The organism is Streptomyces tagetis (genome assembly GCF_018069565.1).
Classification (GTDB): domain Bacteria; phylum Actinomycetota; class Actinomycetes; order Streptomycetales; family Streptomycetaceae; genus Streptomyces; species Streptomyces tagetis.
In genome coordinates this window covers 16,823-42,438 of sequence record NZ_JAGPNL010000013.1, presented here as the reverse complement: position 1 = coordinate 42,438, position 25,616 = coordinate 16,823, and the positions used below count along the sequence as shown (strand labels likewise).

25 protein-coding genes are annotated in these 25,616 nt (G+C 74.6%); 12 read left to right on the top strand and 13 right to left on the bottom strand.

The features are described 5' to 3' along the window. Positions 1-5 precede the first annotated feature (5 nt). The 8 genes from J5Y05_RS30665 to J5Y05_RS30635 all read right to left on the bottom strand — a co-directional run bounded on the left by J5Y05_RS30665 (position 6) and on the right by J5Y05_RS30635 (position 5,426). Positions 6-263: a DUF3099 domain-containing protein gene (locus tag J5Y05_RS30665; protein WP_210876573.1), complete on the bottom strand. Its 258-nt coding sequence runs from the start codon at positions 261-263 to the stop codon at positions 6-8. A gap of 85 nt (positions 264-348) precedes the next feature. After that, on the bottom strand, positions 349-636 hold the full coding sequence (locus J5Y05_RS30660) for a DUF1416 domain-containing protein (protein WP_030744373.1): 288 nt from the start codon (positions 634-636) through the stop codon (positions 349-351). A gap of 36 nt (positions 637-672) precedes the next feature. After that, positions 673-1,512, bottom strand: coding sequence for a sulfurtransferase (locus J5Y05_RS30655; protein ID WP_210876572.1), 840 nt, complete (start codon positions 1,510-1,512; stop codon positions 673-675). A gap of 130 nt (positions 1,513-1,642) precedes the next feature. Further along, the gene (locus J5Y05_RS32720) at positions 1,643-1,750 is read right to left on the bottom strand and encodes a putative leader peptide (RefSeq protein ID WP_351998383.1); all 108 of its coding nucleotides are present in this window, start codon (positions 1,748-1,750) and stop codon (positions 1,643-1,645) included. Between the two features lie 291 nt (positions 1,751-2,041). Then, positions 2,042-2,779, bottom strand: a complete 738-nt coding sequence (locus J5Y05_RS30650) for an LmeA family phospholipid-binding protein (protein ID WP_210876571.1) — start codon at positions 2,777-2,779, stop codon at positions 2,042-2,044. A 131-nt stretch (positions 2,780-2,910) separates the two neighbouring features. Continuing rightward, positions 2,911-4,254 carry a hypothetical protein gene (locus J5Y05_RS30645; protein WP_210876570.1) on the bottom strand — a complete coding sequence of 448 codons (1,344 nt, stop codon included), beginning with the start codon at positions 4,252-4,254 and terminating at the stop codon, positions 2,911-2,913. 1 nt (position 4,255) lies between these two features. Further along, a complete protein-coding gene (locus J5Y05_RS30640; protein WP_210876569.1) occupies positions 4,256-4,510 on the bottom strand; it encodes a MoaD/ThiS family protein in 255 nt (84 codons plus the stop codon). 46 nt (positions 4,511-4,556) lie between these two features. Beyond that, the gene (locus J5Y05_RS30635; protein ID WP_210876568.1) at positions 4,557-5,426 is read right to left on the bottom strand and encodes an alpha/beta hydrolase; all 870 of its coding nucleotides are present in this window, start codon (positions 5,424-5,426) and stop codon (positions 4,557-4,559) included. 222 nt (positions 5,427-5,648) lie between these two features. Between J5Y05_RS30635 and J5Y05_RS30630 the strand changes: the two genes are divergently transcribed. The 5 genes from J5Y05_RS30630 (at position 5,649) to J5Y05_RS30610 (ending at position 11,005) form a co-directional block, all read left to right on the top strand. Next, positions 5,649-6,410 (top strand): response regulator transcription factor, encoded by a 762-nt coding sequence (locus tag J5Y05_RS30630; protein WP_247615602.1) that lies wholly within the window; start codon positions 5,649-5,651, stop codon positions 6,408-6,410. Positions 6,411-6,452: 42 nt separating this feature from the next. Then, the gene (locus J5Y05_RS30625) at positions 6,453-7,475 is read left to right on the top strand and encodes a LacI family DNA-binding transcriptional regulator (RefSeq protein ID WP_210876567.1); all 1,023 of its coding nucleotides are present in this window, start codon (positions 6,453-6,455) and stop codon (positions 7,473-7,475) included. Between the two features lie 132 nt (positions 7,476-7,607). Continuing rightward, complete coding sequence (locus J5Y05_RS30620; RefSeq protein WP_372450544.1) at positions 7,608-8,672, top strand: S1C family serine protease; 1,065 nt, start codon at positions 7,608-7,610, stop codon at positions 8,670-8,672. A gap of 159 nt (positions 8,673-8,831) precedes the next feature. Further along, the gene (locus J5Y05_RS30615) at positions 8,832-9,566 is read left to right on the top strand and encodes a response regulator transcription factor (RefSeq protein ID WP_210876565.1); all 735 of its coding nucleotides are present in this window, start codon (positions 8,832-8,834) and stop codon (positions 9,564-9,566) included. Beyond that, positions 9,563-11,005: a sensor histidine kinase gene (locus J5Y05_RS30610; RefSeq protein ID WP_210876564.1), complete on the top strand. Its 1,443-nt coding sequence runs from the start codon at positions 9,563-9,565 to the stop codon at positions 11,003-11,005. The genes J5Y05_RS30615 and J5Y05_RS30610 overlap by 4 nt, the downstream gene beginning before the upstream one ends. Positions 11,006-11,020: 15 nt before the next feature. On the opposite strand, the gene J5Y05_RS30605 is transcribed toward J5Y05_RS30610, so the two are convergent. After that, complete coding sequence (locus J5Y05_RS30605; protein ID WP_210876563.1) at positions 11,021-12,838, bottom strand: bifunctional metallophosphatase/5'-nucleotidase; 1,818 nt, start codon at positions 12,836-12,838, stop codon at positions 11,021-11,023. 167 nt (positions 12,839-13,005) lie between these two features. Here J5Y05_RS30605 and mshD point away from each other — a divergent pair, with 167 nt between their 5' ends. Next, positions 13,006-13,932, top strand: coding sequence for a mycothiol synthase (gene mshD / locus J5Y05_RS30600; RefSeq protein WP_210876562.1), 927 nt, complete (start codon positions 13,006-13,008; stop codon positions 13,930-13,932). Positions 13,933-13,996: 64 nt separating this feature from the next. On the opposite strand, the gene J5Y05_RS30595 is transcribed toward mshD, so the two are convergent. The 4 genes from J5Y05_RS30595 to J5Y05_RS30580 form a co-directional block, all read right to left on the bottom strand. Then, the gene (locus tag J5Y05_RS30595) at positions 13,997-15,556 is read right to left on the bottom strand and encodes an ABC transporter permease (protein ID WP_210876561.1); all 1,560 of its coding nucleotides are present in this window, start codon (positions 15,554-15,556) and stop codon (positions 13,997-13,999) included. Next, positions 15,553-16,413, bottom strand: a complete 861-nt coding sequence (locus J5Y05_RS30590) for an ABC transporter ATP-binding protein (RefSeq protein WP_210876560.1) — start codon at positions 16,411-16,413, stop codon at positions 15,553-15,555. Before J5Y05_RS30590 ends, J5Y05_RS30595 begins: the two co-directional genes overlap by 4 nt. A gap of 76 nt (positions 16,414-16,489) precedes the next feature. Next, on the bottom strand, positions 16,490-17,335 hold the full coding sequence (locus J5Y05_RS30585; RefSeq protein WP_210876559.1) for a cupin domain-containing protein: 846 nt from the start codon (positions 17,333-17,335) through the stop codon (positions 16,490-16,492). Further along, on the bottom strand, positions 17,332-17,874 hold the full coding sequence (locus tag J5Y05_RS30580) for an RNA polymerase sigma factor (protein WP_210876558.1): 543 nt from the start codon (positions 17,872-17,874) through the stop codon (positions 17,332-17,334). Before J5Y05_RS30580 ends, J5Y05_RS30585 begins: the two co-directional genes overlap by 4 nt. Before the next feature lie 280 nt (positions 17,875-18,154). Between J5Y05_RS30580 and J5Y05_RS30575 the strand changes: the two genes are divergently transcribed. The 6 genes from J5Y05_RS30575 (at position 18,155) to pstA (ending at position 25,601) form a co-directional block, all read left to right on the top strand. Next, on the top strand, positions 18,155-20,395 hold the full coding sequence (locus J5Y05_RS30575) for an RNA degradosome polyphosphate kinase (protein WP_372450542.1): 2,241 nt from the start codon (positions 18,155-18,157) through the stop codon (positions 20,393-20,395). Further along, positions 20,376-21,491: a CHAD domain-containing protein gene (locus J5Y05_RS30570; protein WP_210876556.1), complete on the top strand. Its 1,116-nt coding sequence runs from the start codon at positions 20,376-20,378 to the stop codon at positions 21,489-21,491. The genes J5Y05_RS30575 and J5Y05_RS30570 overlap by 20 nt, the downstream gene beginning before the upstream one ends. A 123-nt stretch (positions 21,492-21,614) precedes the next feature. Continuing rightward, positions 21,615-22,052, top strand: a complete 438-nt coding sequence (locus J5Y05_RS30565; protein WP_210876555.1) for an NUDIX hydrolase — start codon at positions 21,615-21,617, stop codon at positions 22,050-22,052. Positions 22,053-22,279: 227 nt separating this feature from the next. Continuing rightward, the gene (pstS, locus tag J5Y05_RS30560; RefSeq protein ID WP_210876554.1) at positions 22,280-23,413 is read left to right on the top strand and encodes a phosphate ABC transporter substrate-binding protein PstS; all 1,134 of its coding nucleotides are present in this window, start codon (positions 22,280-22,282) and stop codon (positions 23,411-23,413) included. A 137-nt stretch (positions 23,414-23,550) separates the two neighbouring features. Continuing rightward, positions 23,551-24,552, top strand: a complete 1,002-nt coding sequence (pstC, locus tag J5Y05_RS30555; RefSeq protein WP_210876553.1) for a phosphate ABC transporter permease subunit PstC — start codon at positions 23,551-23,553, stop codon at positions 24,550-24,552. After that, entirely contained in the window at positions 24,549-25,601 is a 1,053-nt protein-coding gene (gene pstA / locus J5Y05_RS30550; protein ID WP_210876552.1) for a phosphate ABC transporter permease PstA, read from the top strand. Before pstC ends, pstA begins: the two co-directional genes overlap by 4 nt. The last annotated feature ends 15 nt before the right edge of the window (positions 25,602-25,616 follow it).

The window sequence follows — 25,616 nt, the reverse complement described above, 5'->3', positions numbered from 1 at the left end:
GGCGTTCAGTGGTGCTTCTTGCCGTCCAGCTCGTCCCACCACTCGTCGGACTTGGGATCGCCCGATGGGTCGTCCCACCAGCGGTCCTCGGGGCCGCGGCGGTTGGCGACCATCGCGGCGACCGGCGGGATGAGCATGGCCACCACGCACATGCCGACGGCGGCCGGCACCGACCAGATGCGCACCACGCCCCAGGCCAGGACGAAGAGCGCGAGGCACGTCCCCATCATGGCGAAGTACACGTGACGCCGCCGTGCGTACATACCTCCAGGGTAGTTCCGGACGGGCGAAGGGGCCGCGCCCCGGGTGTCCAACCCGTGGGGCGCGGCCCCTTCCGCGCGTGTGCCGTCAGACGGCGATCGCGACCTCCGCCAGCCCGCCCTGCCGGGCGACGACCGTGCGGTCGGCGGTGGCGCCCGGGACCAGCGCCCGGACGGTCCAGGTGCCCTCGGCCGCGTAGAAGCGGAACTGGCCCGTCGCGGAGGTGGGGACCTCCGCCGTGAACTCGCCGGTCGAGTCCAGCAGACGGACGTAGCCCGTCACCGGCTCGCCGTCGCGGGTCACCTGACCCTGGATGGTGGTCTCACCCGGCTTGATCGTCGAGGCGTCGGGGCCGCCGGCCTTCGCTCCGCACATGTCGTACTCCTGAGGTGTTGGGAAGGGTCGGTCGGCTTACTTGGCGGGGCCCAGCGCGATCGGCACGCCGACGAGCGAGCCGTACTCGGTCCAGGAGCCGTCGTAGTTCTTGACGTTCTCCACACCGAGCAGCTCGTGCAGGACGAACCAGCTCAGGGCCGAGCGCTCGCCGATGCGGCACAGGGCGATCGTGTCCTTGGAGAGGTCGATCTGCTCGGCCTCGTAGAGGGCCTTCAGCTCCTCGTCGGACTTGAAGGTGCCGTCGTCGTTGGCGTTCTTCGACCACGGGATGTTGCGGGAGGACGGCACGTGGCCAGGGCGCTGCGACTGCTCCTGCGGCAGGTGGGCCGGGGCGAGCAGCTTGCCGGAGAACTCGTCGGGCGAGCGCACGTCGACGATGTTCTGCACGCCGATCGCGGCGACGACCTCGTCGCGGAAGGCGCGGATCGAGGTGTCCTGCGGCTTGGCCTTGTAGTCGGTGGCGGCGCGCTCGGGCACCTCCTCGACCAGCTCGCGGGCGTCCAGCTCCCACTTCTTGCGGCCGCCGTCGAGCAGCTTGACGTTCTCGTGGCCGTAGAGCTTGAAGTACCAGTAGGCGTAGGACGCGAACCAGTTGTTGTTGCCGCCGTAGAGGATCACCAGCGTGTCGTTGGCGATGCCCTTGGCCGACAGGAGCTTCTCGAAGCCCTCCTGGTCCACGAAGTCGCGGCGCACCGGGTCCTGGAGGTCCTTGGTCCAGTCGATGCGGATCGCGTTCTTGATGTGGTTCTTCTCGTACGCGGACGTGTCCTCGTCCACCTCGACGATGGCGATGCTCGGGTCGTCCAGGTGGTCCTGGAGCCAGTCGGCGTCGACCAGGACGTCACTGCGGCTCATGTCTCTCCTCCGGGGCAGATGCGGCGGGGCCTGCGGAACGGGGTGAGGGGCGCGGCGCGGCGCGTGGCGGGCGCGGCACACGGACACCCCCCGGCGTGCGGGGTGGGGATGCGGAGGCGTGGCCTTCCGCTCAGAAAGTGCGACAGAGCATGGCGGCGACGCGGCACAGGTCCACTGCCCGCCGCTTCGTGAGATCCGCCTGTCCCCGCGAACGGAGGACGCTTGTCTGGCACTGCATGGGCCCGATCGTAGGGACGGAATGCCGGGTGTGTCACCGGCGGATCACATGGTGAGACACAATGGTCCGTGATGTGAGATGAGCGGCATGCGGGGAGGAATCCGGCCCGTCGGGCAAGCCCTCCGGTCCGGCCGGGTTTCTACGGAGCGGACGGCGCCGTCTCGCATCGCGGACGACAGCGCGGTCCGGGGGCCGCCGAGGGAGCGGGCGCCCGCCAAGGCGCCGGGGCGCCGGGGCGGGCTGCCGGGTCCGTCCGGGCGGGCCGGGGAGGCCGGAGAGGCTGGGGAAGTCCTACCCGGCCAGGCGGATGTCCGAACCCTTCACCGTGATCCGGACGCCGTCCTCGGCCGCCTCGACCTTGTCGATCGTGATGCCGCCGGGCAGTCCGTCGATCCGCTGGCGGAAGTCGGTGACGGCCCGCACCCGGGACTCGGGCAGCTTCACCCCGGCGACGGTGGGCAGACCGTCGGCGGCCACCTCGACTTCGTCGCCCTTGACCCGCACGGAGCTGAGCACGTGGACCGGCTCGGGCATCGGGGTGCCCAGCATGGTCACCTCCAGGGCCACCTTGATCTTGCCGTTGCCGCCGTCGGAGAGGCCCACGACCTTGGCCGTGACGCCCGGCGCTGCCTGGGTCGGCTCGGACTTGGCGGCCTTCAGCAGCTCGTCGTAGGAGATGGCCGCGCTGCCGTCGGCGCTGGACGCCGTGGCCGAGGAGAAGTCGCCGGAGAAGCCGACGCCCTTCATGCGGGCCCGCAGGTCGTCGATGCGGATCTTCTTGCCGCCGTCACCGGTGGCGGCCTCGTAGGAGTCGATGCCGATCTCGACGTCGTCCAGCTCGCCGCCGAGGAGCTGGGTGAGGAAGGGGAAGCCGTTGATCGACACGTCCGGGGTCTCGGCGAGGTCCTCGGAGGTCCGCAGCCGTTCGGCCACCTCGTTCTCGGCGAAGTTGACGGCGAGGCGGTCCGCGATGGCGAAGAGACCGCCCAGGATCACGACGATGATCAGCAGTATTCGCAATGCTCGCATGCGGTGTCTTTCCCACCCTTGGCGTCGACGACGGCGTTTCCCCCGACGACCGGGCGGCCGTCCAGCGCGAGGGTAGCGCGCGGGGGGACGGCCGCCGGATTCTGTCGATCACCTGTGACAGGAGGGACGGCTCAGCCGAGCAGCCGCCCGAGGACGTACACCGCCGGGGCCGCCGCCGCGAGCGGCAGGGCGACGCCCGCCGTGAAGTGGACGAACCGGGACGGGTAGTCGTAGGCCGCCGCGCGGTGGCCGATCAGCGCGCACACCGCGGCGCCCGCGCCGAGCAGCGCCCCCGAGGTGCCCAGCCCGGTCATCCCGCCGGCCGCGGCGCCCGCGCCCGCCGCCGCCAGGACCGCCGCGACCATCGCCGCCGGGGCGGGCAGCGGCAGGGCGCGGACCACGGCAGCCGCCGCCACCGCGATGCCGCCGACCGTCACGGCGTCGGTGTCCGCCGCGAGGTAGCCGCCCGCGATGATGGCGAGGGCCGCCGCGACGACGGTGGCCATCAGGCCGTACATCCGCTCGTCCGGGTCGGCGTGCGAGCGCAGTTGCAGGACGAGGGTGAGCAGCACCCACACGCCGAGGCTGCCGAGGAGCGCGGCCGGGGACCGGTCCGAGGCGAGCATCGCCACATCGGCGACGAGCGCGCCGAGGAAGCCCAGCGCGATGCCCTGGCGGGCCGGCCACATGCCGTTCAGCCGGAACCAGCCGGCCGCGGTGACCGCCTGGAGCGCGACCAGCGGCAGGAGCAGGGCGTAGGTGCCGATCGCCGCCGCCCCGGCCAGCAGCAGGCCGAGCAGGGCGGTGAGCAGGGCGGGCCGCATCCCCGGGTCGATGATCGGGGAGCGGCCCTCGGCGCGGGCGCGCTGCGCGTCGGTGATCCGGGCGTTGCCGGCGAGGGTCGCCGGACCGTACCCGGGCCCGTCACCGGCGGGGGGCGCGGGCTCCGGGGCGGCGGCGGGCTCGTGGGGCCGGGCCGCGGGGGCGGCGGCGTACGCGGCGGCGGCCTGGGGCTGCGGGTACGGCTGGGCCGCCTGCTGGTAGGGGTGGGGCGGGGCGGCGTACTGGTGCTCCGGCTGGGGCTGGGGCCGGCCGGGGTACGGCTGACCGGCCTGCGGGCCGCCCCCGTAGGACTGCCCGGCGTACGGCTGCCCCCCGTAGGGCGGCTGCCCGGCCTGGGGCTGGCCCGCGTAGGGCGGCTGCCCGGCCTGGGGCTCGCCCCCGTACGGCTGCCCCCCGTACGACGGTCCCGGCTGCGGCTGCCCCCCGTACCCCCCGCCCGGAGACGGCGACGGCGGTGGTGTGGTGGGGTCGATCGGGGGCTGGAGCCGGGTCTCCCAGGTCTGGCCCTGCCACTGCTGGGTCTGCTCGGCGGCGGACGGCTCCTCGAACCCCGGCGGGAAGCCCCGCCCAGGCTGCGCGGGCCACGCCGGGGGCTCCTGCCCCCCGTACGGCTGATGCGGCTGGTCGCTCATCTCACCCTCCTGCGAACGGCGGGAGCACCTCGACCGTGCCGCCCTCGGCCAGCCGTACCGTCTCCCGCGCGCGGGTCCCGGCCGGGTCACCGTCGACCAGGAACGAGCAGCGCGTCAGCACGCGGGTGAGTTCGCCGGGGTGGCGTTCGCGCACCGCGTCGAGCACCCCGGCGAGCGTGTCCGCCTCGTACGGTTCCTCGGCCACCCCCGCCGCGGCCTTCGCGGCCGCCCAGTAGCGCACCGTGACCTTTGCCATCTGGACCCTTCGTCGCCTGTCGTCGTTCGGCAGTGAACACCTCAGGCTAGCCCGCCCGCGACACCGCCCAGTCGCCGATCCGGTCCAGGAGTTCGCCGTCCGCGGCGTGCTCGGCGTGGCCCATGCCGGGCTCCAGCCAGAGTTCGCCCCGGTCACCGGCGGCCCCGGCCAGCATGCGGGGGTGGTCGAGGGGGAAGTAGGCGTCCCGGTCGCCGTGCACCAGCAGCAGCGGCACCCCGATCCGCGCCGCCGCCTCCACCGGGGAGAGCGGCACCGGGTCCCAGTCCCGGTGATGGACGCGGGTGCGCAGTCCCCAGCGGCTCACCAGGCGGCCGGCCGGGCGCATGACCAGCCAGTGCAGCCGGCGCATGGGCGCGGTCCCCCGGTAGTACCAGCGGGCGGGGGAACTCACCGAGACCACCGCGTCGGGCCCGGCGGCGTCCGCGCCGTACAGGGCGGCGTGCCGCAGGACCACCGAGCCGCCCATCGAGAAGCCGACCGTCACCAGGCGCGCGTGCCCGAAGCCGCGCGCCCAGGCGACCGCCGCCGCCAGGTCCAGCACCTCGCGGTCGCCGACCGTGGACCGGCCGCCGGAGGCGCCGTGCCCGCGGAAGGAGAAGGTGACGACGGCCCCGTGGCGGGCGAGGGCCGCCGCGACCCGGCGCACGTGCGGCCGGTCGGCGTCGCCCGTGAAGCCGTGCGCGACGACGAAGACCGGGGCGCCCGCGTCACCGGCGGCGGCACCGGGCGCGTAGACGGCGTCGACGCGCACGCCGTCGGCCGTACGGAGGAACGTGCGGGCGCCGGTGCGGGGCGGCGGGGACCCGGCGGGCTCCGGGGCGGACGCCGCGCGCGGTGCGCGGGCGGACGGACGAGAGGTGGCGCGTGCCACACGACCTGCCGGACCCTTGCTCATGTCGGCTATTCTGCTCGGCAGAGGACTCGGGCAGCGTAGCCCCCGGGTCCTTTCGTGCTTTCGGGGCCGGCCGGTTCCCGGACTCGCGGCGGGCCCCACGGGCACGGCCCGCACCGCCAGAAGCAGTGCCGCAGACGTCCTCGCAGGAACCGGAGAGGAATCCGACGTTATGGGCGAGCGAACCGCGCACGATCATCCGACGCCCCGGGCAGGTGGGGCGCGATGAGTTCCCTGCTGCTGCTGACCAACGCGCTCCAGCCCTCGGCGGAGGTGCTCCCCGCCCTCGGCCTCCTGCTGCACTCGGTCCGGGTCGCCCCGGCGGAGGGCCCCGCCCTGATCGACGCCCCGGGCGCCGACGTCGTCCTCGTCGACGGGCGCCACGACCTGCCCCAGGTGCGCGGGCTGTGCCGCCTGCTGCACTCCACCGGGCCGGGCTCCCCGCTGCTCCTCGTCGTCACCGAGGGCGGGCTCGCCGCCGTCACCGCCGACTGGGGCGTCGACGACGTGCTGCTGGACACCGCGGGCCCCGCGGAGGTCGAGGCGCGGCTGCGGCTGGCCCTGGGCCGCCGGCAGATCGTCGACGACTCCCCCACCGAGATCCGCAACGGCGACCTGTCGGTGGACGAGGCGACCTACTCCGCCAAGCTGAAGGGCCGGGTGCTCGACCTGACCTTCAAGGAGTTCGAGCTGCTGAAGTACCTCGCGCAGCATCCGGGCCGCGTCTTCACCCGCGCCCAGCTCCTCCAGGAGGTGTGGGGCTACGACTACTTCGGCGGCACCCGCACCGTCGACGTGCACGTGCGGCGGCTGCGCGCCAAGCTCGGCCCCGAGCACGAATCGCTGATCGGCACCGTCCGCAACGTCGGCTACCGCTTCGTCACGCCCGAGAAGGGCGAGCGGGCCGAGCGGGGTGCGAAGGGCGAGCGGCCCGCGCGGGGCGTCACCGGCGGACCCGCGGGAACGTCCAGGCCATCCAAGGTGTGATACGCCCTGCCCGGCGCGGGTCCATCCGCGTAGACTCCGCGCGTGGCCAAGGTGACTCGGGATGACGTGGCGCGGCTGGCGGGGACTTCCACCGCCGTCGTCAGCTATGTCATCAACAACGGACCCCGGCCGGTCGCCCCGGCCACGCGCGAGCGTGTCCTCGCCGCGATCAAGGAGCTGGGGTACCGGCCCGACCGGGTCGCCCAGGCCATGGCGTCGCGGCGCACGGACCTCATAGGGCTGATCGTGCCGGACGCGCGCCAGCCGTTCTTCGGGGAGATGGCGCACGCCGTCGAATGGGCCGCCTCCGAGCGCGGGAAGATGGTGCTCGTCGGCAACTCGGACTACGTCGGCGAGCGCGAGGTGCACTATCTGCGCGCCTTCCTCGGCATGCGGGTCTCGGGGCTGATCCTGGTCAGCCACGCGCTCAACGACATGGCCGCCGCCGAGATCGAGGCGTGGGACGCCCGGGTCGTCCTGCTGCACGAGCGGCCCGAGGCCATCGACGACGTCGCCGTCGTCACCGACGACCTGAACGGCGCCCAGGTCGCCGTCCGCCACCTGCTGGAGCACGGGTACGAGTACGTGGCCTGTGTCGGCGGCACCGCCGACACCCCGGCCGTCGGCGACCCGGTCTCCGACCACGTCGAGGGCTGGCGGCGCGCGATGAAGGAGGCCGGGCTCTCCACCGAGGGCCGGCTCTTCGAGGCGCCGTACAACCGGTACGACGCCTACCGGATCGCCCTCGACCTGCTCTCCGGCCCGCAGCGTCCGCCCGCGGTCTTCTGCTCCACCGACGACCAGGCGATCGGCCTGCTGCGCGCCGCCCGCGAGCTGCGCATCGACGTCCCCGGCGAGCTGGCGGTGGCCGGCTTCGACGACATCAAGGAAGCGGCGCTGGCCGATCCGCCGCTGACCACGGTGGCCTCGGACCGGTCGGCGATGGCGCGGGCCGCGGTCGACCTGGTCCTGGACGACGGGCTGCGGGTGGCCGGCTCGCGGCGCGAGCGCCTGAAGCAGTTCCCGTCCCAACTGGTGGTCCGCCAGTCCTGCGGCTGCGCGTGAGCGTCGGGGCGAGCGCGCCGTAGCGGCGCCGCGCCCTCGGGCTGCCGCCCTTATATCGGGCATACGCGGTTCTGCCGGGCTTCTCAGGCGTCCCTCAGGCGGCTCTCATGGACGGGCGGGAGGCTCATGGACATGACCGAGAGCCACCGCCGCAGCGGCGACGAGAACCCGTACGCGACGCCCTTCGAGGGCGACCGCTCGCACGTCTACGCTCCCCTGGGCACGGGCCCGGTGGACCCCGCCTGGCCGCCCCCGCCGAACCAGCCGCCCGCGGTTTCGTCTCCCGGAGCCGAGCAGCCGCCGGCACCGTCCGGTAAGCGGGCCGCCCGGCGGGGGCCCTTCGCCCTGCTCGCGGCGGTGGCCCTGGTCGCGGCGGCCGTCGGCGGCGGCACCGCGTACGGCATCCAGGAGCTGACCGGCACCACCGCCGTCACCTCCAGCTCCACCAGCACCGCCGTGGTGCCCGCCGGCCAGAAGGGCACCGTCGCCGGGGTGGCCCGCGCGGTCGGCCCGAGCATCGTCGAGATCAGCGCGGCCACCAACACCGGCACCTCCACCGGCTCCGGCGTGATCATCACGGGTGACGGCGAGATCGTCACCAACAACCACGTCGTCGCGGGCGCCTCCTCGATCACCGTACGCACCAGCGACGGCACGACGTACACCGCGCGGACCGTCGGCACCGACAGCTCCAAGGACCTGGCGCTGATCAAGCTGGAGAACGCCTCCGGGCTGACCGCCGCCACCCTCGGCGACTCCGACGGCCTCCAGGTCGGCGACCCGGTCGTGGCGATCGGCTCCCCCGAGGGCCTGACCGGCACCGTGACCAGCGGCATCGTCTCGGCACTCGACCGCGACGTCACCGTCGCCAAGGGCGGCGACGGGCAGCAGCAGCGGCAACAGCAGCAGGGCGGCGGCTGGCCCTTCTCCTACGGCGGGCGCCAGTTCAACGGCGACACCGGCTCCTCCACGACCACGTACCAGGCGATCCAGACGGACGCCTCCCTCAACCCGGGCAACTCCGGCGGGGCGCTGATCGACATGAACGGCAACATCGTCGGCATCAACTCGGCGATGTACTCGGCCGCCGGTTCCTCCTCGTCCGCCGACGCGGGCAGCGTGGGGCTCGGCTTCGCCATCCCCGTCAACACCGTCAAGGCCGACCTGGCCTCCCTGCGGGCGGGCGCGGACGGCTGACCCGGCCCGGCCGAGGCGGCCCCGTACCGCCCGCCCGGACCCCGCCGCCGCCCCGTACCGCATGCCCGGTCCCCCGCGGCTTTCCCGCACCCCCCACCGACGTGCGACGCTGAAGGACGTCCCGCCCCCGAGCCCACCGCACCCGAGGAACCCCGAGCCATGAGCCCCGCAGAAGGCGACCGTGACACCCAGCGCATCCTGATCGTCGACGACGAGCCGGCGGTCCGCGAAGCCCTCCAGCGCAGCCTCGCCTTCGAGGGGTACGGCACCGAGGTCGCCGTCGACGGCGCCGACGCGCTGGAGAAGGCGGCGGCCTACCGCCCCGATCTGGTCGTCCTCGACATCCAGATGCCCCGCATGGACGGACTGACCGCAGCCCGCCGCATCCGGGGCGCCGGCGACACCACCCCGATCCTCATGCTGACCGCCCGCGACACCGTCGGCGACCGGGTGACCGGGCTGGACGCCGGCGCCGACGACTACCTGGTCAAGCCCTTCGAGCTGGACGAGCTGTTCGCCCGCATCCGCGCGCTGCTGCGCCGCAGCTCCTACGCTGCGGCCCTCGCGGCGAGCACCGAGGACGACGACACCCTCTCCTTCGCCGGCCTCTCCATGAACCTGGCCACCCACGAGGTCACCCGGGGCGGGCGGCCGGTGGAGCTGACCCGCACCGAGTTCACGCTGCTGGAGATGTTCCTCGCCCACCCGCGCCAGGTCCTCACCCGGGAGCAGATCCTCAAGGCGGTCTGGGGCTTCGACTTCGAGCCCTCGTCCAACTCCCTGGACGTGTACGTCATGTACCTGCGCCGCAAGACCGAGGCGGGCGGCGAACCGCGCCTCGTGCACACCGTGCGGGGCGTGGGGTACGTCCTGCGCCAGGGCGGCGCGGAGTGAACCGGGCGGTCCGCCGCCTCCGTTCGCTGCCGCTGCGGTCGCGGCTGGCCCTGCTGGTGGCGGCGGCGGTGGCGTTCGCGGTGACCGCGGCGGCGGTGGCCTGCTGGTTCGTGGTGAAGAACGTGCTGGTGAACTCGCTGGACGACGCGCTGCGCGCCAACCGCATGACGACCCAGCAGGTCGCCGGGTACGTCGACCTCGCCACCGGTCTGTGCGCCCACGAGTCCACCCCGCGCGAACCCAACCTCTTCAACTCCAGCGTGCAGTTGCTGGACGACCAGGGGAAGAGCTGCCTCATCATCGGCACCGAGCGGGTCACGCTCACCGACGCCGACCGCGCCGTGGCCGAACGCCGGTCCGACGAGGCGCTGCACGACGCCACCGGCTCCGACGGCACCCCGTACCGCGTCTTCACCTACACCGTGCGCGGGCTGCCCAAGGTGGCGGTGTCCGCCGCCCGGCCGCTCAGCGAGGTCGACGGCTCGCTCAACAACCTCGCGCTGGTGCTCGTCTTCGTGGCGGGCGCCGGGGTGCTCGGCGCGGGCGCCGCCGGGCTGTGGGTGGCCCGCGCGGGGCTGCGCCCGGTGGACGAACTGACCCGCGCCGTCGAGCACGTGGCCCGCACCGAGGACCTCGCGGTGCGCATCCCGGTGGACGAGGACAGCGAGGACGAGATCGCCCGCCTCTCGCGCTCCTTCAACACCATGACCGCGTCGCTGGCCGGCTCACGGGACCTTCAGCAGCAGCTCATCGCGGACGCGGGGCACGAACTGCGCACCCCGCTCACCTCGTTGCGCACCAACATCGAGCTGCTCACCCGCAGCGAGGAGACCGGCCGTCCGCTGCCCGAGGCCGACCGGGCGGCGCTGCTCGCCTCGGTGAAGGCGCAGATGACCGAGTTGGCGACGCTCATCGGCGACCTCCAGGAGCTGTCCCGGCCGGACACCGGCCAGCACGCCGGGCGGACCCGCATCCTCGCCTGGCACGACGTGGTCGAGTCGGCGCTGCGCCGGGCCCGGCTGCGCGGGCCGGAGCTGACCTTCACGGCCGACGTGCGGCCCTGGTACGTACGGGCGGAACCGGCGGCGCTGGAGCGCGCGGTCGTCAACGTCCTCGACAACGCGGTGAAGTTCAGCCCCCGGGGCGGCACCGTCGACGTCCGGCTGGCCGACGGCGCCCTCACCGTCCGCGACCGCGGGCCCGGCGTCCCGGCCGAGGATCTCCCGTACGTCTTCGACCGGTTCTGGCGCTCGCCGCAGGCCCGCGCGCTGCCCGGCTCGGGGCTGGGCCTGTCCATCGTGGCCCGCACGGTGCACCAGGCGGGCGGGGAGGTGGCCCTGACCCGGGCCGGGGACCCGGAGGGCGGCACGGTGGCGACGATCCGCCTGCCGGGTGCGCCGACCCCGCCGCCCGGCCCGGCGGCGGACGGCGGGGCGTGAGGGCGCGCGGCCGGCTCAGTCCAGGATCGTGATCCGGTCGGCCTTGGGCGGGTCGAGCGGGGCGGTCGCACTGGAGTGGGCGGTCAGGTACTGCTCCAGGGCCGCCAGGTCGTCCGCGCCGACCAGCGGATCGGTGCCCTGGCCGAGGGTGGTGAAGCCGTCGCCGCCGCCCGCGAGGAAGCTGTTGGCCGCGACGCGGTAGGTGGCCGCCGGGTCGATCGGGGCGCCGTTCAGCCGGATCGAGCCGGCCACGACCCGGTCGGCGCCGGACTTGGTCAGGTCGAGGGTGTACGTGAGGCCGGAGGAGACCTGGAGGATCTTCGGCGCCGCCTCGTTCGCGCCGCTCACCTGCTCCTTGAGGACCTGGACGAGCTGGGCGCCCGTGTAGTCCTGGAGGTTCACGGTGTTGGCGAAGGGCTGGACGGTGAACGCCTCGGCGTAGGTCACCACGCCGTCGCCCTCCGCGCCCTGGGCCGCGTAGGTCAGCGGGGCGCGGATGCCGCCCGGGTTCATCAGCGCCAGGTCGGCCGAGGGGTCCAGGGACTTCGCGTGGTCGAGCTGGGCGTCGGCGATCAGGTCGCCGAGGGGGGACTCGGTGCCGGTGTTGCCGATGTCGCCGGAGATGTGGCCGACGGCGCGGTTGCCGATGGGGGCGGCCAGCGCGTCCCACCTGCCGATCAGCCGGGTCATGTCGGGGGCCTTGGGCACGTCGCGGGTGACGACGCGGTTGGCGGAGCGCACGGCCGTCCGGGCGATGTCGCCCGTACGGCGGTCGTAGGTGAGCGTGGTGTCCGTGTAGAGGCGGCCGAAGGAGGCGGCCGAGGTCACCATGCGGGGCTTGCCCGCCGGGTCCGGGATGGTGCACACGTACGCGTTGTGGGTGTGCCCGGTGACCAGCGCGTCGACCTGGGGCGAGATCTTCCGCGCGATGTCGACGATCGGGCCGGAGACGCCGGCGCCCGCGCCCGGGGCGTCGCAGTCGGCGTTGTAGGAGGCGGAGGCCGGGAAGCCGCCCTCGTGGATCAGCGCCACGATCGACTTCACGCCCTTGCGCTCCAGCTCCCGGGCGTACTTGTTGATCGTCTCGGCCTCGTCCTCGAAGGTCAGCCCCTTGACGCCCTCGGCGGAGACGATGTCCGGGGTCGACTCCAGGGTGACGCCGATGAAGCCGATCTTGACGTCCTTCTTCTGCCACACCCAGTACGGCTTCAGCAGCGGCTTGCCGGTGCGCTCGTCGAGGACGTTGGCGGCGAGGTAGGGGAAGTCGGCGCCCTTGAAGCGCTTGTCCGTGTAGCAGCCGTCGGTGGGGTGGCAGCCGCCCTTCTGGAGGCGGGCCAGCTCCCGGGCGCCCTCGTCGAACTCGTGGTTGCCGACGCTGGTGACGTCCAGGCCGAGCCCGTTCAGCGCCTCGATCGTCGGCTCGTCGTGGAAGAGGCCGGAGAGCAGCGGGGAGGCGCCGACCAGGTCGCCGCCGGCCGCGGTGACCGAGTAGGCGTGGCCCTTGCGGGCGGTGCGCAGGTGGGTGGCGAGGTACTCCACGCCGCCCGCGTCCAGGGTGCGCGTCGTGCCGTCCGGCAGGTCCTCGGTGACCCGGCCGGAGGAGCCGGCGGGCGGCTCCAGGTTGCCGTGCAGGTCGTTGAAGGAGAGCAGTTGGACGTCCTGGTAGCGGGCCGGGCCGTGGCCGCCGCCCCGCCCGCTCTCGCCCGCTCTCGCGGTCCCCGGCAGGGCCGCCGCGGCGAGCGCCCCGACGGTGACGGCACCGGCGGTGAGAGCGAGGAGCCGCGTCGTACGGCGCCTGCGGCGCAGCACCTGCGACTGTCCTGTGGATGGCATGCGTCCCCCTGTGGGTCTCGCGTCGTCGGGCGGCCGGGGTGTCCGGTCCACCGGCGCAGCCTAAGGTCAACGCGCGTAGCGCGACAGGGGGTTCCGGGTTACATCCTGGTGTATCCGCGTGTCCGGCTCCCGCCGCCGCCCGGGGTGCGCCCCGTACCCTCGTACGCATGAGCAGCGACGACACCGAGCGGCCCGGCCGCCCCCGTTCGATCGAGACCCACGCCGCACTCGGCGAGGAGCAGGCCGGGGCCGTCCTGGCCCTGCTCGCCGAGGCGGCCCGGCACGACGGGCAGCAGGCCGTGTCCGAACAGGGCCGGCTGCACCTGCGCGGCGCGGCCCGCGAGGGCGTCTCCCACCTGTTGCTGACCACGGACGGCGAACTCGTCGGCTACGCCCAACTGGAGGACACCGACCCGGTGGAGCCGCCCGCCGCCGAACTGGTCGTCCACCCCTCGCACCGGGGGCGGGGCCACGGACGGGCGCTGGGCTCCGCGCTGCTCGCCGCCTCCGGCAAGCGGCTGCGGCTCTGGGCGCACGGCGGCCACCCGGCGGCCCGGCACCTCGCCCAGGCCCTCGGCCTCGCGCTCTTCCGCGAACTGCGCCAGATGCGGCGCCCGCTGACCGGCCTGGACCTGCCCGAGCCGCGGCTGCCCGAGGGCGTGACGGTGCGTCCGTTCGTGCCCGGCGAGGACGACGCGGCCTGGCTCGCCGTCAACGCCGCCGCCTTCGCCCACCACCCCGAGCAGGGCTCGCTGACCCAGCGCGACCTCGACGACCGCGAGGCCGAGCCGTGGTTCGACCCGGCGGGCTTCTTCCTCGCCGAGCGGGACGGCGAGCTGATCGGCTTCCACTGGACCAAGGAGCACGCGGACGAGGGCCTCGGCGAGGTGTACGTCGTCGGCATCCGCCCGGACGCCCAGGGCGGCGGCCTCGGCAAGGCCCTCACCACCATCGGCCTGCGGCACCTGGAGCGGCGGGGGCTGCCCACGGCGATGCTGTACGTCGACGCCGACAACGAGGCGGCGGTCGCGGTCTACGAGCGGCTGGGCTTCACCACCCACGAGACGGACCTGATGTACCGCACGGAGACGTGAGCCCGGCGGGCCCGGGACCCTCCGCCCGCCGGGCCTGCCCGGCGTGGTCAAGCGCCGGGCCGGGTCACGCCTCGCACGCCTCGCCCTCCTCCGTCGGCTCGTCCGGCGCCGGGGCGCTCGCGCCGAGGAGTCCGGCGGCGTGCGCGGTCGTGACGCCGGGGGCGGTCAGCTCGGCCCAGTGTTCCCGGACCCGCTCGGCCACGCCGGGCGGCGGGGACTCCAGCAACTCCCGTACGACCTTGGTCTGAGCAGCCGTCATGGAGAGCGGTTCGGTGGGCGCGAGGACCGTCGCGGGGCCGCTGAGGCTGTCGTCGACGCGGACCCGGCGCAGGGCGTCCACCGGATCGTCCTGCCAGCTCAGCGAGAGCCACATGACGGTGACCATCCGCCCGTCGCACAGCTCGGCCCCGGCGCTCTCGCTGCCCGCGACGAACACGGCGGCGACAGCGGTGGAGAACTCGGGTACCCGGTTGCCGCCCCAGGAAGTGCCGACGGTCACCTGGTGCGGGGCCTCGGCGGGCGGGATCGCGGAGTCGTCGTACGGCCCGTACCGGGCTTCGACGCGCTGCCGCACGAGCAGCGGCGCCTCGCGGGCGGGTCCGCCGGTGCGGGAGCGGACCCGGTCCACGACCGCGGCCCAGGTGGCGGTGCGGGGCTCCCACTCGGGGAAGGCGCAGTACGTCGTCGTGCCCCGCCGCAGGCAGGTCTGCTCCTTCTCCGGGGCGAGCGTGGCGCGTTCGCGGGCCGCCGTCAGCTCCGGCGAGGGCGCCGCGCCGCGGGCCTGGAGGGTGCCGCCGGCGACGGCGGCGGCGAGGGACAGGGCGAGGCCGGCGCTGACGGCCCGGGTGCGTCCCCCGGCGGCGAACACGGCGAGGAGGGCCACGGTGAGGGCGAGACCGGCCAGGTAGAGGACGTGCCAGGCGGCGGGCCGCCCCAGCAGCTCGGAGGGGAAGGTGGTGGAGGCGCCCGTGGCGACGGACGGGGCCAGCCAGGAGAGCCCGTCGGTGCCGTCCGGTCCGGCGCCGAGGGCGACGACGCCCAGCAGGACGACGACCAGCCCCGGCGCGGCGAGCGGCGAACGCGCGAGCCGGGCCGACAGCACCCCGGCCGCCCCGAAGAGCAGCACCGACAGCGGGCCGACGGCCAGTTCGGCGGGCGAGCCGTGCCCGACCGCGCCCGGCTTGAGCGCCTCCCAGCCGAACTGGACGGCCACGCCCACCGCGGTGAGCAGCGCGGCCGGCACCACCGAGAGCAGGTGGGCGACGGTGCGGCGCCAGGGCGTGAGCGGCAGCACCCCGAAGTGCTCCTCGGTGCCGTGCCGGTGGGAGCGGAGCACGCCGAGGCTCGCGCCGAGCAGCACGGCGAGGCCGACGAGCAGCGGCGGGCCCTGGGCGGCGCGGTCGACGTCCTGGAGGGCGGGGTGGCCGTCCCAGGAGGAGGGGGTCCGCCACCCGATCCACAGCGCGTACCCGGCGAAGGCGAGGAGGACCGGGGCGGTCAGCAGCAGCCGGCGGGCCTCGAACCGGGCCAGGGCGAGCACGGCCCGGGGCCCGGCGCCGGGCGGCGCGTCGGCCGTGGCGGGCGGGGCGTCGGGGAGCGGGGCGTCGGGCAGCGGGGCGCTCATGCCGCCACCTCCGTGCCGGCCTCGTCGAGGGTCAGCAGGTAGCCGTCCTCCAGCGTGGGTTCCAGCAGGTCGGCGCCGGGTGGCGGGTCTCCGAGGTTGCGGTGGCCACCGGTGCCGGTGCGCCAGCCGGCACGGGCTCCGGGAGCGCGCTCGGCGCTGCTCCACACCCGGCCGGCCGCCCGCGCGGCCAGTTCGGCGGGGGTGCCGTCGAAGCGGACGGTGCCGTCGGCCAGCACCAGCACCCGGTGGCAGAGCATCGCCACGTCCTCGGTCTGGTGGGTGGAGAGCAGGACGGTACGGCCCTCGCCGGCGCCGGCGATCAGCTCCCGGAAGCGCATCCGCTGCTCGGGGTCGAGGCCGACGGTGGGCTCGTCCAGGACGAGGAACGCCGGTTCCCCGACGAGGGCGGCGGCGAGGGCGACCCGCCGGCGCGTGCCGCCGGACAGCTTGCCGACGCTGCGGGCGCGCACGTCCGCCAGGCCGACCTCGTCGAGCACGCGGCGCACCTCGCGGTGGCGGGCGGCGCGGTCGGTCAGCTCCTTGAGGATAGCCACGTAGTCGACGAACTCGAAGGCGGTGAAGTGCGGGTGCAGTCCGGGCGTCTGCGGCAGGTAGCCGAGCCGGCGGCGCACCTCGCGGCGCCCGGCGGCGCCGGACGGGTCGTGGCCGAGGACGGTGAAGGTGCCCCGGTCGGCGGGGGCGGCGGTGGCCAGCACCCGCAGCAGCGTGGTCTTGCCGGCGCCGTTGGGACCGAGCAGCCCGGTGACGCCGGGGGTGAGCCGCAGTGACACCTCGTCCAGGGCGCGGGTGCGCCCGTAGTGGAGGCTGAGCCCGAAGGCGGAGACGGTGGGGGTCATACGGCACTCCCGGTCGTGGGACGGAAAGGGCGGAGGACACGAGGGGCGCGGCGGGCCGGGCCGGGCCGTCGGCGGCTCACACCACACCCCGCGCGCAGACGTCGAAGCGGTCGCGGACGAGGAAGAGCAGCCCGGCGCCGAGCAGGGCCACGGCGGCCGAGACACCCTGCCCGGCCGCGGTGAACGGCGCGAGCGGGAGGCCCGGGGCGGCGCGGGCGGCGTCGGCGGCGAGCAGCACCGCCACCCACGCCCCGGCGACCGCCGAGGGGCCGCCGACCGGGCCCAGCCGGGGCGCCAGCGCGAGGCCGGCCGAGGTGAGCGCGAGCGCCGGCAGCAGCCAGCCGAGGGCGCGCAGCCCGTACCCGGGCAGGGCGAGGGTGGCGAGGCCGTTCACCCCGAGCCCGGCGGCGAGCACGGCCACCGTGCGGATCATCAGCAGCCGGAAGCCGTGCGTGGGCGTGACGACGGCCATCTCGTACGCCGGGTCCAGCGCGGGCCCGTAGGCCAGCGCCACCCCGGCCAGCGGGAGCAGCGGGGCGACGGCGAGGAAGGGGGTGGGCGTCCGGGTGGCGGCCGTGGAGAGGGCGGCGACGCAGGTCATCAGCAGGACCAGGCCGAGGGCGCCGAGCCAGGAGCGGCGCAGCAGCGCGGTGGCCGCGAGGAGGCGCGCGGTGTGGTCGGGGACGCCGCAGCGCACCAGCAGCGCCTCGCAGCGGCCCGGCCGGGGCGCGTCCAGCTCGGCGTCGAGCCGCTCCCACCCGGCGTCCAGCGCCGCCGGGTCGCCGGCCTCGGCGAGCAGCGCCCGGCACCGCGCGCAGGCGGCGAGGTGGGTGTCGGCGGACCAGAGCAGGGGGGCGGTGAGGGTGCCGCGGGCGTAGGCGCGCAGGTCCTCCTCGGCCACGTGCCAGGTGTCGTCGCTCATGCCAGCGCCTCCCGCAGTTGCCGGCGGGCCCGCATGGCCCGCGTCTTGACCGTGCCCGGCGGGATGCCGAGCAGGACGGCGGCCTCGCGGGTGGTCAGCCCGTCGACGACCGTGGCCTGGAGCACCGCGCGCAGCTCCGGGGAGAGCCTGACCAGGGCCCCGGCGAGGTCCCCGTGCTCGACGCCGGCCAGCACCCGGTCCTCGGCGGACGCCTCGTCGCGGTGGCGCAGCCGGGCCAGCGCCTGCCGCAGCCGGCCCCGCGCGCCGTCACCGCGGAGCGCGTCGATCAGCCGCCGCGAGCCGATCCGCCAGAGCCAGCCGGCCACGTCCCCGTCCTCGCGGTAGCGGGCGCCGCCCCGCCACACCGCGAGGAAGGTCTCCTGCACGACGTCGTCGACGACGCCCGGGTCGGCGCAGCGCCCGCGCAGCCGCGCGGTCAGCCAGGGCGCGTACCGGCGGTACAGCTCCTCGAAGGCGCGGCGGTCGGCGTCCGCCGCGACGGCGCGCAGCAGCTCCCCGTCGCTTCTCGTTTCGCTCACGTCTCCTCATCGGACGAGCCCCTCCCGCCGGTTCACGCGGCCCTCGCACGGGGGCGCGGGACCGGCGCCCGCCGGGGGCGGGCGGGGCGCGCGAAGCGGCGCTGGCGGGCGCCGTCGCACCGGTCCGTTCCGTCCCGTGGGCCCCGGCCCCCACACGTCATGTCGCCGTAACCGTCGATTCAGACAACCTTGCGACCCTCGCCGAATGAAGCCGAGCCTGCCAGAGCCCTCCGCGCCCTCGGACGCGCCCGTAACGGCCCCGGCGCGGAAGAATGGGTTCATGAGGCAGCCGAACAGCCAGGCACCGGCCGAGGGCCCGCAGCCACAGCCCTCCGTCGGCTCCATCGCCGCGCACCGCCCGCAGACCGTGGCAGCGGCCGTCCCCGACCTGGAACCGGACATCGACGCCGACCCCGACACCTACGAGGAGGCGGCGGACTCCGACCGGGCCCGGCTCCCCGGGGACCGCTTCCTGGACCGCGAGCGGAGCTGGCTCGCGTTCAACGAGCGGGTGCTCGAACTCGCCGAGGACCCGGCGACGCCCCTGCTGGAGCGCGCCAACTTCCTGGCGATCTTCGCCGGCAACCTGGACGAGTTCTTCATGGTCCGGGTGGCCGGGCTCAAGCGCCGCATCGCCACCGGCGTGGCCACCCGCTCCGCCTCCGGGCTCCAGCCCCGCGAGGTGCTGGAGATGATCTGGTCCCGCTCCCGGGAGCTGATGGCGCGGCACGCCGCCTGCTTCCACGAGGACGTCGCCCCCGCGCTGGCCGCCGAGGGCATCCATCTGGTCCGCTGGAACGAGCTGGCCGAGAAGGAGCAGGCCCGCCTCTTCACCCTGTTCCGGCAGCAGATCTTCCCGGTGCTCACCCCGCTCGCGGTGGACCCGGCGCACCCCTTCCCGTACATCTCGGGCCTCTCCCTGAACCTGGCGGTCGTCGTCCGCAACCCGGTCACCGGGCACCGGCACTTCGCCCGGGTGAAGGTGCCCCCGCTGCTCTCCCGCTTCCTGGAGGCGTCCCCGGGCCGCTACGTGCCCGTCGAGGACGTCATCGCCGCCCACCTGGAGGAGCTGTTCCCCGGGATGGAGGTGCTGGAGCACCACACCTTCCGCCTCACCCGCAACGAGGACCTGGAGGTCGAGGAGGACGACGCCGAGAACCTGCTCCAGGCGCTGGAGAAGGAGCTGACGCGGCGCCGCTTCGGGCCCCCGGTGCGGCTGGAGGTGGAGGAGTCCGTCGACCGGGAGGTCCTGGACCTGCTGGTGCGCGAGCTGAAGATCGGCGAGGCGGAGGTCTACCCGCTGCCCGGCCCGCTGGACCTCACCGGTCTCTTCCGCGTCCACGGACTCGACCGGCCGGAGCTGAAGTACCCGAAGTTCGTCGGCGCCATCCACCGCGACCTCGCGGAGGTCGAGTCGGCGTCGGCGCCGGACATCTTCGCCGCGCTGCGCGAACGGGACGTGCTCCTGCACCACCCGTACGACTCCTTCTCCACCTCCGTGCAGGCGTTCCTGGAGCAGGCGGCGGGCGACCCCGACGTGCTGGCGATCAAGCAGACGCTGTACCGGACCTCGGGCGACTCGCCGATAGTGGACGCCCTGATCGACGCCGCCGAGTCGGGCAAGCAGGTCCTCGTCCTGGTCGAGATCAAGGCCCGCTTCGACGAGCACGCCAACATCAAGTGGGCCCGCAAGCTGGAGGAGGCCGGCTGCCACGTGGTCTACGGGCTGGTCGGCCTGAAGACCCACTGCAAGCTCTCGCTCGTGGTGCGCCAGGAGGGCGAGACGCTCAGGCGCTACAGCCACGTCGGCACTGGCAACTACCACCCGAAGACCGCCCGCCTCTACGAGGACCTCGGTCTGCTCACCGCGGACCCGCAGGTCGGCGCGGACCTCTCCGACCTGTTCAACCGGCTCTCCGGCTACTCCCGCCGGGAGACCTACCGGCGCCTGCTGGTGGCCCCCAGGTCGCTGCGCGACGGGCTGGTCTCCCGGATACGCCAGGAGATCCGGCACCACCGCGCCGGACGCCCCGCCGCCATCCGCGTCAAGGTCAACTCGATGGTCGACGAGACGGTCGTCGACGCCCTCTACCGCGCCTCGCAGGCGGGCGTCCCCGTCGACGTGTGGGTGCGCGGGATCTGCGCGCTGCGCCCCGGGGTGCCGGGGCTGTCGGAGAACATCCGGGTCCGCTCGGTCCTCGGCCGCTTCCTGGAGCACTCGCGGGTCTTCGCCTTCGGCAACGGCGGGGAGCCCGAGGTGTGGATGGGCAGCGCCGACATGATGCACCGCAACCTCGACCGCCGTATCGAGGTCCTGGTGCGGGTCACCGACCCCGCGCACCGGGCCACCCTCAGCCGGCTGCTGGAGACCGGCATGTCCGACACCACCGCCTCCTGGCACCTCGGCCCGGACGGCGAGTGGACCCGGCACGCCGCCGACGCGGAGGGGCGGCCACTGCGCAACATCCAGGAGATGCTCATAGACGCCCGGAGGCGCCGGCGTGGCACAGCGACACCCTGACCCGACGGACCCCAGGGGGGAGCCGGTGCCCGCGGACGCCCTCGCGGCGTACCTGCGCGCCCAGGCCGTGGAGTTCCTCCGGGCCCTGCGCCTGCACCGGGAGGCGGGCACCCAGAGCGCCGCCCCCTGCGGCCCGGACGCGGAGGAGCCCGCCGACGCGGCCCTCGCCCTGCGCCGGTCGGCCCGCCGCATCAGCGGCACCCTGCACACCTACCAGCCGCTGCTGGACGCCGACTGGGCCGAGGCCATGCGCCCGGAGCTGGCGTGGCTGTCGGGCACGCTCTCGCGGGAGCACGCCTGCGCGTCCCGGCTGGAGCGCCTGCTGACCACCCTGCACCGGCTCTCCGGCACCCCGGCCTTCCCGGGCCCGGCGGCACCGGCGGGCCGGGCGGCCGTCGCCGCCCCGGCGAGCGGGCCGGCCGGGACCGCCGTGCCCGTCGCCCGCACCGCGCTCCCCGACCGGGGGCAGCTCACCGTGGGGGCGGCCAGGGCGGGCGCGCTCCTCGACCGCCGGCTCACCCTGGCCCGTACCCGGGCGCACTCGGCCGCGCTCCAGGCGCTGGGCAGCAGCCGCTTCCACGCGGTCGCCGACGCGGTCGCCCTGCTGGCCAGCGAGGTCCCGCTGCGGGCCGGCGCGGCCGGAGCCGACCTGCGCGCCCCGGCCGCGGCGGCCGAGGGCCGGCTCACCGACGCGGTGACGGCGCTGCCGCTGGCCTCCGCGGGGCACCCGTACAACGCGCAGGCGCTGGACCAGGGGCTCTCCCCGGACGCGGCGCCGCATCCGCAGGACGCCCCCTGGCTCCAGGTACGGCTGCTGCTGCGCCTGCACCGGTACGCGCGCGAGGTGCTGCTCGGGCCCGGCGGCACCGACCCCGACGCGGCGTGGCTCGGCGCCGCCGGGCAGGCCCTGGACCGGCACCGCGACGCCGCGGAGGCCGCCGCCGAGGCGGCGCAGGCGGCCCGCACCCCGCGCATCGCCCCGGCGACGGCGTACGCCCTCGGGGTGCTGCACGCCGCCCAGCGGCATGAGGTGGAGGCGGCGCGGTACGCGTTCCGGCACGGCCGGCAGCGCGCCGCCACCGGCACCCCGCGCTGAGCCCGCGCCGGGCGGGGCCCGGCACCCAGCCCCGCACGCAGCCGGGCCCGCCACCCCGGCCCGCCGCACGAGCCGGGCCCGAGCCTGGCCCCCCGGCCGCCGCCACCCGAGAGGACCCCGCCCATGCAGCCCACCCGGGACCCCGTCGTACGGGCGGCCGGCTGCGTCCTGTGGCGCCGCGCCCCGCGCACCGGCGAGCTCCAGCTCTGCCTGGTCCACCGGCCCAAGTACGACGACTGGTCGCACCCCAAGGGCAAGCTGAAGCGGGGCGAGGACCCGCTCGCCGGCGCCCTGCGCGAGGTCGCCGAGGAGACCGGGTACGCGGCCGTGCCGGGCGCGGCCCTGCCCACCGTGCGCTATCCGGCCGACGGCCGCCCCAAGGAGGTCCGCTACTGGGCCGCCGAGGCCGGCGACGGCGCCTTCGTCCCCTCCGACGAGGTCGACCGCGTCCTGTGGCTGCCGCCCGCCGACGCCCGCGCCCGCCTCAGCCACCCCCGGGACCGCGCCCTGGTCGACGCCCTGCTCCGGACGGGCCCGGCCGGGACCGCTCCGTGTCCTTGACGTGAGCCTTCCGTGACCTCACCGCACCGTCCTCAGGGGTTCACCCCGCGTTCACGCACGCCCATCGGCGCCTTCATCTGATCTGCCTAATTTCGGCCTTACCCGATACGGGACGCATCCCGGCGCAACCCCGCCGAAGCGACGCGGCCCTGTCGGCGCTGTCCGCAGCACCAGTCCTCGCACGCCGCCGAATTCAGGACGGCGGCTCCTGGAAGGAACTCCCTCAAGTGAAGCTTCAGCGCATGAACCGGCGGGCCCTCGCTCTCGGTGCTCTCGCCGTCTCCGGCGCCCTGGCCCTCACGGCGTGCGGCTCCGACGACACCGGCGACAAGACGGCCGGCGGCGACTCCTCCGCCTCCGCCGCCGCCGGCGGCTCGGTCCAGTGCGACGACGCCAAGGGCCGCCTCCAGGCCTCGGGCTCCTCGGCGCAGAAGAACGCGATCGACGCCTGGGTCAAGCAGTACGTCGCGGCCTGCAAGGACGTCCAGATCAACTACAACCCGACCGGCTCCGGTGCGGGCATCACCGCGTTCACCCAGGGCCAGACCGCCTTCGCCGGCTCCGACTCGGCCCTGAAGCCCGAAGAGGTCGAGGCGTCCAAGAAGGTCTGCACCGACGGCCAGGGCATCGACCTGCCCATGGTCGGCGGCCCGATCGCGGTCGGCTTCAACGTGTCCGGCGTCGACACCCTCGCCCTGGACGCCCCGACCCTGGCGAAGATCTTCGACAGCCGCATCACCAACTGGAACGACGCGGCCATCGCCAAGCTCAACCCCGACGCGAAGCTGCCCGACCTGAAGATCCAGGCGTTCCACCGCTCGGACGAGTCCGGCACCACGGACAACTTCACCAAGTACCTGAAGGCCGCCGCGCCCAAGGACTGGACGTACGAGCCGGGCAAGTCGTGGGAGGCCAAGGGCGGCCAGTCCGCGCAGGGCTCCTCCGGCCTCGCCCAGCAGGTCAAGCAGACCCCGGGCTCCATCTCCTACTTCGAGCTGTCCTACGCCAAGGACGGCGTCAAGACGGTCGACATCAAGACCGAGGCCGCCGAGCCGGTCAAGGCCACCGTCGAGAACGCCACCGCCGCCATCGGCGCCGCCGAGGTCGTCGGCACCGGCAAGGACCTCGCCCTGAAGCTGGACTACACCCCCTCCGCCGACGGCGCCTACCCGATCGTCCTGGTGACGTACGAGATCGTCTGCGACAAGGGCAACAAGGCCGAGACCCTGCCCGCCACCAAGTCCTTCCTCAACTACATCGCCTCCGAGGACGGCCAGGGCCTGCTGGCGGAGGCCGGCTACGCCCCGATGCCGCAGGAGATCATCACCAAGGTCCGCGAGACCGTCTCGGGCCTGAGCTGACCCGAGTGCGGTCCGGCCTCCCCCGCGGGGGCCGGACCGCACCGTCCGGTGCACCGCCGCCAGGAGCGCCCCGACCCGAGGGCGGCTCCGCCCGAGCCGCCCGTACGACGGAGCGGTTCCGCAGACCGGAGAACCCGATGGACACCACCACCGCCACCCACCAGCAGACGGAACCCCCCACACCCGAAGCCGGAGCCGAACGCGCCGCGCGCGGCGCCACCCGTCCCGGCGACCGGATCTTCCTGGGACTCTCCCGGGGGTCCGGCATCCTCGTGCTGATCGTCATGGCCGCCATCGCGGCCTTCCTCACCTACCGCTCCGTCCTCGCGCTCAGCGAGAACGAGGCCGACTTCCTCACCAGCTTCGAATGGGACCCGAGCGGCTCCCCGCCCCGGTTCGGCATCGCCGTCCTGGCCTTCGGCACCGTCGTCTCGTCGGTCATCGCCATGGCCATCGCCGTACCCGTCGCGGTCGGCATCGCCCTGTTCATCACGCACTACGCGCCGCGGAAGCTCGGCGGCACCATCGCGTACGTGATCGACCTGCTCGCCGCCGTGCCCTCCATCGTCTACGGCCTGTGGGGCGCCCTCGCCCTCGTCCCGCACCTCAACGGGCTCTACGGCTGGCTCGACGACTACTTCGGCTGGACCGGCGTCCTGTCCTGGAGCGGCGGCCCGGCGCGCTCGCTGTTCACCGTGGGCATCCTGCTGGCGATCATGATCCTGCCGATCATCACCAACGTCAGCCGCGAGGTCTTCCGCCAGGTCCCGCGCACGCACGAGGAGGCCGCCCTGGCCCTCGGCGCCACGCGCTGGGAGGTCATCCGCATGGCCGTGCTGCCCTTCGGCCGCTCCGGCGTCATCTCCGCCTCGATGCTGGGCCTCGGCCGCGCGCTCGGCGAGACGATGGCCGTCGCCATGGTGCTCTCCCCCGTCTTCGACATCCGCGCCAGCCTGCTCGAACCGGGCGGCGGCACCTTCGCCCAGAACATCGCCAGCAAGTTCAACGAGGCCACCGTGATGGGCCAGGACGCGCTGATCGCCTCCGGCCTGGTGCTCTTCGTCATCACCCTGCTGGTCAACGGCGCCGCGCGACTGATCATCGCCCGCCGCAAGGAGTACTCGGGGGCCAACGCATGAGCCACGCATCCCTCACGCCCCGGCGCAGCTCGCTGCGCGGCGCCACCCTGCCGAAGTGGTTCCCGTGGGCGGTCGCCGCCGCCTCCGTCGCCCTCGGCCTCGCCGTCAGCGCCGCCGCCGGGCTGCAGAGCAGCATCCAGTGGGCTTTGATCGCGGCCGTCTGCTTCGTCGGCGGCAACTACGGCGTCTCGGCCCGCGTCGAGGGCCGGCGCCAGGCCAAGGACCGGGTGGCGACCAGCCTGGTCTGGGTGGCCTTCCTGCTCGCCGTGATCCCGCTCGCCTCCCTGATCTGGGAGACCCTCAAGCGCGGCGTGAAGGTCCTCGACGGCTACTTCCTCTCCCACTCGATGGGCGTGGTCAGCGACACCGAGCCCGGCGGCGGCATCTACCACGCCCTCATCGGCACCCTGGAGCAGGTCGGCCTGGCCACCCTGTTCTCCGTGCCGGTCGGCGTGCTGACCGCGATCTACCTGGTCGAGTACGGGCGGGGCCGGCTGGCGAAGGCGGTCACCTTCTTCGTCGACGTCATGACGGGCATCCCGTCGATCGTCGCGGGCCTGTTCATCCTCAGCCTGTGGGTGCTCATCCTCGACATGGGCCCGTCCGGCATCGCCGGCTCCTTCGCCCTGAGCATCCTGATGATCCCGGTCGTCGTCCGCTCGACCGAGGAGATGCTGAAGCTCGTCCCGAACGAGCTGCGGGAGGCGTCGCTCGCGCTCGGCGTGCCGAAGTGGCGCACCATCCTGAAGGTGGTCCTGCCGACCTCGCTCGGCGGCATCACCACGGGCGTGATGCTCGCGATCGCCCGCATCACCGGCGAGACCGCCCCCGTACTGCTGCTGGTCTGGGGCACGAACTTCATCAACACGAACCCGCTCTCCGGACCGCAGGCGTCGCTGCCGATGTACATCTACCTCCAGTACGCCAACAGCGGCGGCGAGGGCGCGGCGTACGACCGCGCCTGGGCGGCGGCCCTGACGCTCATCGCGTTCATCATGATCCTCAACCTGGCGGCCCGCGCCATCGCCCGCTGGAAGGCCCCCCGCTGATCCGCGGCCCCGCCC

What these genes read in the sequence shown, in the direction of transcription:
- J5Y05_RS30615 (WP_210876565.1), top strand. Translation starts at nt 8,832, where the DNA reads ATGAGCCCCGCAGAAGGCGACCGTGACACCCAGCGCATCCTGATCGTC.
- J5Y05_RS30650 (WP_210876571.1), bottom strand. Translation starts at nt 2,779, where the DNA reads ATGCGAGCATTGCGAATACTGCTGATCATCGTCGTGATCCTGGGCGGT.
- mshD (WP_210876562.1), top strand. Translation starts at nt 13,006, where the DNA reads ATGAGCAGCGACGACACCGAGCGGCCCGGCCGCCCCCGTTCGATCGAG.
- pstA (WP_210876552.1), top strand. Translation starts at nt 24,549, where the DNA reads ATGAGCCACGCATCCCTCACGCCCCGGCGCAGCTCGCTGCGCGGCGCC.
- J5Y05_RS30585 (WP_210876559.1), bottom strand. Translation starts at nt 17,335, where the DNA reads ATGAGCGACGACACCTGGCACGTGGCCGAGGAGGACCTGCGCGCCTAC.
- J5Y05_RS30575 (WP_372450542.1), top strand. Translation starts at nt 18,155, where the DNA reads ATGAGGCAGCCGAACAGCCAGGCACCGGCCGAGGGCCCGCAGCCACAG.
- J5Y05_RS30590 (WP_210876560.1), bottom strand. Translation starts at nt 16,413, where the DNA reads ATGACCCCCACCGTCTCCGCCTTCGGGCTCAGCCTCCACTACGGGCGC.
- J5Y05_RS30635 (WP_210876568.1), bottom strand. Translation starts at nt 5,426, where the DNA reads ATGAGCAAGGGTCCGGCAGGTCGTGTGGCACGCGCCACCTCTCGTCCG.
- J5Y05_RS32720 (WP_351998383.1), bottom strand. Translation starts at nt 1,750, where the DNA reads ATGCAGTGCCAGACAAGCGTCCTCCGTTCGCGGGGACAGGCGGATCTC.
- J5Y05_RS30620 (WP_372450544.1), top strand. Translation starts at nt 7,608, where the DNA reads ATGACCGAGAGCCACCGCCGCAGCGGCGACGAGAACCCGTACGCGACG.
- J5Y05_RS30645 (WP_210876570.1), bottom strand. Translation starts at nt 4,254, where the DNA reads ATGAGCGACCAGCCGCATCAGCCGTACGGGGGGCAGGAGCCCCCGGCG.
- J5Y05_RS30595 (WP_210876561.1), bottom strand. Translation starts at nt 15,556, where the DNA reads ATGAGCGCCCCGCTGCCCGACGCCCCGCTCCCCGACGCCCCGCCCGCC.
- J5Y05_RS30660 (WP_030744373.1), bottom strand. Translation starts at nt 636, where the DNA reads ATGTGCGGAGCGAAGGCCGGCGGCCCCGACGCCTCGACGATCAAGCCG.
- J5Y05_RS30630 (WP_247615602.1), top strand. Translation starts at nt 5,649, where the DNA reads ATGAGTTCCCTGCTGCTGCTGACCAACGCGCTCCAGCCCTCGGCGGAG.
- J5Y05_RS30605 (WP_210876563.1), bottom strand. Translation starts at nt 12,838, where the DNA reads ATGCCATCCACAGGACAGTCGCAGGTGCTGCGCCGCAGGCGCCGTACG.
- pstC (WP_210876553.1), top strand. Translation starts at nt 23,551, where the DNA reads ATGGACACCACCACCGCCACCCACCAGCAGACGGAACCCCCCACACCC.
- J5Y05_RS30665 (WP_210876573.1), bottom strand. Translation starts at nt 263, where the DNA reads ATGTACGCACGGCGGCGTCACGTGTACTTCGCCATGATGGGGACGTGC.
- J5Y05_RS30655 (WP_210876572.1), bottom strand. Translation starts at nt 1,512, where the DNA reads ATGAGCCGCAGTGACGTCCTGGTCGACGCCGACTGGCTCCAGGACCAC.
- J5Y05_RS30565 (WP_210876555.1), top strand. Translation starts at nt 21,615, where the DNA reads ATGCAGCCCACCCGGGACCCCGTCGTACGGGCGGCCGGCTGCGTCCTG.
- J5Y05_RS30640 (WP_210876569.1), bottom strand. Translation starts at nt 4,510, where the DNA reads ATGGCAAAGGTCACGGTGCGCTACTGGGCGGCCGCGAAGGCCGCGGCG.